Source organism: Streptomyces sp. NPDC091280, from assembly GCF_044768565.1.
Classification (GTDB): Bacteria; Actinomycetota; Actinomycetes; order Streptomycetales; family Streptomycetaceae; genus Streptomyces.
Map to the genome: position 1 here is coordinate 1 of NZ_JBIVUZ010000038.1, position 6,016 is coordinate 6,016.

At 70.0% G+C, this 6,016-nt stretch carries 6 protein-coding genes; 3 read left to right on the forward strand and 3 right to left on the reverse strand.

From position 1 onward, the window contains the following. Positions 1–7: 7 nt before the first annotated feature. The 3 genes from ACIQPR_RS48980 to ACIQPR_RS48990 are packed head-to-tail and all read right to left on the reverse strand — an operon-like array spanning position 8 to position 1,951. Complete coding sequence (locus ACIQPR_RS48980; protein WP_403664326.1) at positions 8–850, reverse strand: aminoacyl--tRNA ligase-related protein; 843 nt, start codon at positions 848–850, stop codon at positions 8–10. Beyond that, positions 850–1,089, reverse strand: a complete 240-nt coding sequence (locus tag ACIQPR_RS48985; protein ID WP_019065483.1) for a hypothetical protein — start codon at positions 1,087–1,089, stop codon at positions 850–852. Before ACIQPR_RS48985 ends, ACIQPR_RS48980 begins: the two co-directional genes overlap by 1 nt. Beyond that, entirely contained in the window at positions 1,079–1,951 is an 873-nt protein-coding gene (locus ACIQPR_RS48990; protein WP_403664330.1) for a diiron oxygenase, read from the reverse strand. Before ACIQPR_RS48990 ends, ACIQPR_RS48985 begins: the two co-directional genes overlap by 11 nt. A 278-nt stretch (positions 1,952–2,229) precedes the next feature. On the opposite strand from ACIQPR_RS48990, the gene ACIQPR_RS48995 reads away from it, so the two are divergent. The 3 genes from ACIQPR_RS48995 to ACIQPR_RS49005 form a co-directional block, all read left to right on the forward strand. Next, positions 2,230–3,858 carry an AMP-binding protein gene (locus ACIQPR_RS48995; protein WP_403664333.1) on the forward strand — a complete coding sequence of 543 codons (1,629 nt, stop codon included), beginning with the start codon at positions 2,230–2,232 and terminating at the stop codon, positions 3,856–3,858. Positions 3,859–4,048: 190 nt separating this feature from the next. Then, positions 4,049–5,005, forward strand: a complete 957-nt coding sequence (locus ACIQPR_RS49000) for a 3-oxoacyl-[acyl-carrier-protein] synthase III C-terminal domain-containing protein (RefSeq protein ID WP_403664335.1) — start codon at positions 4,049–4,051, stop codon at positions 5,003–5,005. A gap of 7 nt (positions 5,006–5,012) precedes the next feature. Then, on the forward strand, positions 5,013–6,016 hold a 1,004-nt coding region (locus ACIQPR_RS49005), incomplete at its 3' end, for an SDR family oxidoreductase (protein ID WP_403664338.1).

A 6,016-nucleotide genomic window follows, 5' to 3' on the forward strand; every position in this document is an offset into this window, starting at 1 on the left:
GGCTCCGCTACGACCGCGGCCATGTGGCGACCACCTCCGCGGCGAGCGCGGGCAGATCGGGCCAGGACCGGGGGTCCTCGCCGTGCGTGCCCTGGATCGCGGCCAGCCAGCGCTCCAGGCCGAAGGCGACACACGCCGAATGCGCGTCCTGCCCCGCCCTGGTGATGCCGAACGCCTCGCCGAAGTGCTCGTGGTGCAGGTTCACCGACGCGATGGCCAGATCCCCGTACGTCGCCTCGCGCTTGACCGGGCTCAGCTTCTGGAGCAGGAAGGCCGGATTCTGCTCCGGCTCGAAGAACGGGTCGGTCGCGTGCTCCCACTCGACGTCCAGGCCCGCCAGTTCGAAGAGTTGGGTCACCGCCTCGGTGGTCCGGCGCGCGAACCGCGCGGTCTCCTCGGCGGTGCCGAGGCAGACGATCTCCCGCATGGTGAACGACCACTGGCGGCGCAGCGGCACGTACTCCTTCTCGCGCCGATAGCAGGTGTTCACCGTGGTCAGGTACAGCGGCTCGGCGAGGGCCTCGCCCTCGTGCGCCGGGTAGAGGTGGTAGCACGCGGCCGGGGTGAGGATCTCGGTGGCCGCCCCGAGGAAGGGCGCCGGGTCCTGGTCGGGGTCCTTGGCGAAGTCACCGAGGGCGCCGGGGTCGAAGCCGACCGCGAAGGTGGCCTGGTGCGGGAACGACCGCAGATAGCCGGTCCTGCGCAGCACGTCCGCCGGAAGCGTCGACGGATGACGCTCGGCCCCCGCCCCCCAGGCGCCCGCCAGCCGCACGAAGGCCGCGTCCGCGTCCTGGGCCAGCCGCAGCAACTCGCCGGAGAGCGAGGCCTGTCCGGATTCGTGCCAGCGCATCACGACCGCACCCCGAACCGGGTGGCGAGCGTGTCGATGTCACGGAAGTCCGTCGGCCGCAGGTCCTCGACGTCGATGGGCGTACCCCGAAGGCGCTCCATCAGCAGCAGGAGCTCCGGTATGTGCACGGACCGCAGGGTCCGGTCGGCGAAGATCGGGCTGTGGTCGGTGACCTCGACCCCTGACTTCTCACTGACCCACGCGCGCAGCTCGGCGCGGAAGTCCGGTTCAGAAAGCATCGACGGGCTCCTCGGGAAGGATCTTCTCGGCGGCGAGGAAGCCCAGGCACTTGGCGGTGACGGTACGGCGGTGCTCCCGCTGCGCCGGCGACTGCCACGCGTTCTCGGCTGCCTCCCAGGGGTCGGCCAGGCCGGCGTCCGCGTAGACGTCGGGGTTGTAGTACTCCCGCCAGCTGCTGGTGATGAACGCCGCGAGGTATCCGCGCACGTCCTCGACCGTCTGCGTGTCCCACTCCTGCGTCCGCCACAGCTCGGTGACCAGCTGGCGCCCGAAGATCAGGTGCCTGGCCTCCTCGACGTGGTGGTTGCGGTTGATGTACCTGGCCACCGGGTGCAGCCGCTCGTCGCGGGCCTGGAGCCAGTTGTAGTGGTCCACGATCTCCTCGAAGATCATGGTCTTGGCGAAGAAGAGGAAGTCGCCCACGTCACGCGGCACTTCCTCCTCGTTCACGGAGAACTGACGGCTGCGGTACACGCGGGCGTACCGGGTGCAGAACCCGCCGAAGAAGATGCTGTGCTTGTTCTCCTCGTCGAGGAAGTGGTGCAGGTAGTCCGCGACCTGGATCATTTCCTTGCGGTACAGCCGCTCGGCGAGGCCGGCCATCAGGGACTTCTCGCCGTGGATGTTGAGGCTGTAGAAGTTCACCGCCTCGTAGAACGCGAGCCGCTTGCGGGCCGGTTCGGGCATCGCGTCCCACTCCGGGGTGCCGGCCAGGCTGAGGAGTTCGGGGGAGGAGAACCAGTCCACGTCGGGGTCGACGGTCTCCGGCCAGTCCAGGGCGGTGTAGGGGTTCTGGTACGAGTGCTGGGAGACCTCGCTCAGCCGCTTGGCGACCGCCGCCACGGAATCCGCGAGGCTCATGACCCGACTCCCGCGCGCCCATGCGGCCAATCACTCATGTCGCCTCCTGAGACGGAAATAGCAGCGGCGTCGCGGAATTGTTTCCTGTTAAACGTCAGGTGCGACCTGAACGAATCAATATCGAGAGGTTCCAACATCGAGCTCCCGTCTTCATTCCAGGTCTGCCGCCTGGGTCCGCGAATTGTCGGGCCGGAATCATCGACAGGGGCGATCGTAGGCCGGGGGACTCAGGCAAATCCCTAGTCACTATCGCGACCGTCTCGTGCAGGATGGGGCGCATGTCGATACTTGGGTGGCTGAGCGAGCCGTCTCCCGGCCACGGCGTGTGGTTCGCCGGGGAGCGGGACGGCTGGGAGCGGGTGGAGTACACGGAGCTTGCCGAGGACGCCCGCGCGGTCGCGGCCGACCTGGCCGCTCGGGGCGTGGGCCGCGGCGACGTCGTGGCGATCGCCCTGCCGGGCAGCCGCGACGGACTGGCCGCGCTGTTCGGGGCCTGGGCGGCGGGCTGCTGCGCCACGATGCTCCCGGTCCCGGGCTACGGGGCGGGCGAGGAGTACACCACACACACCGCCGCGATCCTCGAACAGGCCCGCCCGGCGGTGACGTTCGCGGACGCCGAGTCGGCCCCGCTGCTGGCGGGCGTGACGGAGGTCAGTGAGGTACGGCGCGACACGGCCGGCGCGGGACCCCTGAGGGAACCGGGCCCGGTCGCGATACTGCAGTTCACCTCGGGGACCACCCGCAGCCCGCGGGCCATCCAGGTCACCTGGGACAACATGGTCGCGAACTTCGCCGTCCTCTACCGCTGGATGGAGTGGAAGGACGGCGACGGGATGGCCTCCTGGCTGCCGTTCAACCACGACATGGGCCTGCTGGCCTGCGTGATGACGGCCGCCCGGCAGGGCGACCTGTGGCTCATGCGGCCCGACCAGTTCATCCGCTGGCCCGAGCGCTGGCTCTCCAGCCTGGGCCCCGGCCGGGCCGCGCACGCCGGAGCACCGTCGTTCGGCTTCGGCTACGTCGCCCGCCGCCTCCGGCCCGAGCAGTGGGCCGAACTCGACCTGTCCGGATGGCGGACCGCGATTGTCGGCGGCGAGGTGCCCGACCCCGGTGCGCTGCGCGCCTTCGCGGCGGCGGCGGCCCCCTCCGGGTTCGACCCCGCGGTCATCCACCCCGCCTACGGGCTGGCGGAGAACACCTCCGCGGTCACCGCGGGCGCGGTCGGCCGCCCCGGACGGGTCGTACGGCCCGACTGGGAGAACATGCGGTTCGGCGAACCGGTGCGGATCCTGGAGACCGGCCGGCTGCTGCCGCCGCCCGGCGACCTGGGCCCCGACGCCGCCGACGGCGCCGGCTGGCTGGCCGGACAGGGCTGGCCGATACCCGTCGACCAGGTCGAGGTCGAGATCGCCGACGCCGAAGGAGAAGCGCTGCCCGAGGGCTCGCTCGGCGAGATCGTGATCACCGGCCGGTCCGTCGCCGAGGGCTACGTCGGCGACGAGCCCTTCGACGGGCTGCTGCGCACCGGCGACGCGGGCTTCGTGCACGACGGCGACCTGTACGTCCTGGGCCGGATGGGCGACAGCCTCAAGGTCCGGGCCCGCACCGTGTACATGGAGGACCTGGAGCTGAAGACCCGCGAGGCCGCCGGACTCAACCGGATGGCCGTGGTCAGCATGAGCGACGGCGGCAGGCCCGGCATCGCCGTCTTCGCCGAGGCCGAACCGGGCCCCTGGGCCGACAAGGTCACCCAGGCCCTGCGCACCGAACTCGGCCCCGACCCCGAGATCGCCGTCATCTCCGGCGAACGCGGCCTGATCCGCCGTACATCGAGCGGCAAGCCCCAGCGGCGCGCGATGTGGCAGCTGTGGTCGGCCGGGAAGCTCCCCGGCACCCGGCTCATGTGACACCCCCGGCACCGGCGCACCACGGCCGGCCCGGCGAGGAGAAACGGAATGCGTCTTTCGGCGCGGCACGTTCCCGAAAGTGACTAGGGATTTGCCTGAACCGCCGGAACTATGCTCATTCCATCGATGATTCCGCCCACATAATTCGCGGAGCCAGACAACGGCCCGGCGCGAAGACGGGAGCTCGGTGTTGGAATCCCTCTACATCGATTCGTTCAAGTACGCGCTAGGCGAACGCAAAAGCCACGTCAATGAATCCGCGGCGGCCGGCAGGCTTTTCTCCTCCGCCGAGGACATGAAAGCCGCGGGATTCCGCTGGCACTACATGTGCGAGCCCGGAACCTCGGCCTACGACCTGGCATGCGCCGCCGTCCGCCCCATAGCGGACCGGGCGGCCGGCGCCGACGCCATCGTGTACGCCACCTGCCTGCCCCTCAACGGCAACCTGGGCAGCGACGAGGAATGGCGCACCAGCCGGGACGTCAAGCACCTGATGGACTTCCCGGTGAGCAGGCTCCAGGCCGACTTCAAGCTGGACGGCGCCATCGCCATCGGCCTCAACCAGCAGGCCTGCACCTCGATGCTCGGCTCACTGCGCATCGCCGGCGCCCTCCTCGGCAGCGAACCCACATGGGAGCGCGTGCTGTGCGTGAGCGCCGACCGGTTCCCCGAGAACGCGGTCTACGAGCAGGCGTACAACGTGATCTCCGACGGGGCCGCCGCCTGCGTCGTCAGCAGGGAACCGAGCGAGGGCGCGTTCCGGCTCGTCGCCAGCCACCAGATCACCAACGGCGGCCTCGGCATGGCCAGCGACGACGAGACCGTGGGCAGCTACTTCAGCTACATGCACCGGCTGATCGCCCAGACCCTCCAGCGGGCCGGGCTCAAGGCCGCCGACCTGGACTGGGTCGTCACCCAGAACACCAACGACGTGGCCTGGACGGTCCTCGCCCACCTCTTCAAGATCGACACCGAGAAGGTGGTCAGCGTCACGCTGCCCGACGCCGGGCACGTGATCTCCGCCGACAACGTGCTCAACCTCGCGGCGCTCGTCGAGTCCGGACGCGTCAAGTCCGGCGACAAGCTGCTGTTGACCATGGCCGGCTTCGGCCTCAACTGGCAGGCCACCATCCTGGAGGCGGTGTGAACCCGTCATGACCGTTCTCGTCACCGGAGCCAAGGGCTACGTCGGCGGCCTGACCGTCAAAGCACTGCGGGAACACGGCGGTTACGGCGACGTCCTCGCCTACGGCCGTGCCGAGGCCGACCTCACCGTCCCCGGCGCCCTCGACGCGGTTCCGACCGCCGGGATCACCCACATCGTGCACGCCGCCGCCGTGACCAGGTTCGCCGTCGACAAGGCCACCGCGCAGGCGGTCAACATCGGAGGCACCGAACAGGTCCTGGCCCTGGCCGAGCGCTGCCCCGACCTGGAGCGCGTCGTCCTGCTCTCGACCCTGTACACCGCGGGCCTCGCCACCGGCGACATCGCCGAGGAACCCGCCGGCACCGTCGAGGAACCCCGCACCGACGCCGACGACCCGCCGGGCGTCGTCCGCTTCGCCAACTACTACGAGTGGTCCAAGCACGCGGCCGAACGCCTCGTCCTGGACAGCGGACTGCCCGCCACCATCGCCCGGGTCCCCACGATCATCGCCGACGACGACACCGGGCACGTCAGCCAGTACAACGCCGTGCACAACACGCTCAAACTGCTCTACTACGGCCTGCTCTCGCTGATGCCCGGCCTCCCCGACGTCCCGGTCTCCCTGGGCACCGGCGACTTCACCGTCAACGCGACCATGGCCCTGCTCGCCGCCGAACCCGGCATCTACCACGTCTGCCCCGACCTGGACCAGACCCCGCGGCTGGGCCGGATCGTGGACCTGATGTTCACCGCCTTCGAGCAGGACAGCAGCTTCCTCAGGCGCCAGATCCTGCGCCCGCTGCTGGTCGACGAAGCGGCCTTCGCCAACCTCATCAACGGCCTGCGCACCCTCCCGCACGGCCCGGTCCTCGACGCCCTGGAGTCCGTGTCGCCGTTCTCCGCCCAGCTGTTCCGCCCGAAGGTCTTCGGCAACGCGCGCCTCCACAAGGCCTGGCCCGGCTATCGCGCGCCGGACCCCGACACGCTGGTCTCGCAGACCGCCGAATACCT

What these genes read in the sequence shown, in the direction of transcription:
- ACIQPR_RS48985 (WP_019065483.1), bottom strand. Translation starts at nt 1,089, where the DNA reads ATGCTTTCTGAACCGGACTTCCGCGCCGAGCTGCGCGCGTGGGTCAGT.
- ACIQPR_RS48990 (WP_403664330.1), bottom strand. Translation starts at nt 1,951, where the DNA reads ATGAGCCTCGCGGATTCCGTGGCGGCGGTCGCCAAGCGGCTGAGCGAG.
- ACIQPR_RS48980 (WP_403664326.1), bottom strand. Translation starts at nt 850, where the DNA reads ATGCGCTGGCACGAATCCGGACAGGCCTCGCTCTCCGGCGAGTTGCTG.
- ACIQPR_RS48995 (WP_403664333.1), top strand. Translation starts at nt 2,230, where the DNA reads ATGTCGATACTTGGGTGGCTGAGCGAGCCGTCTCCCGGCCACGGCGTG.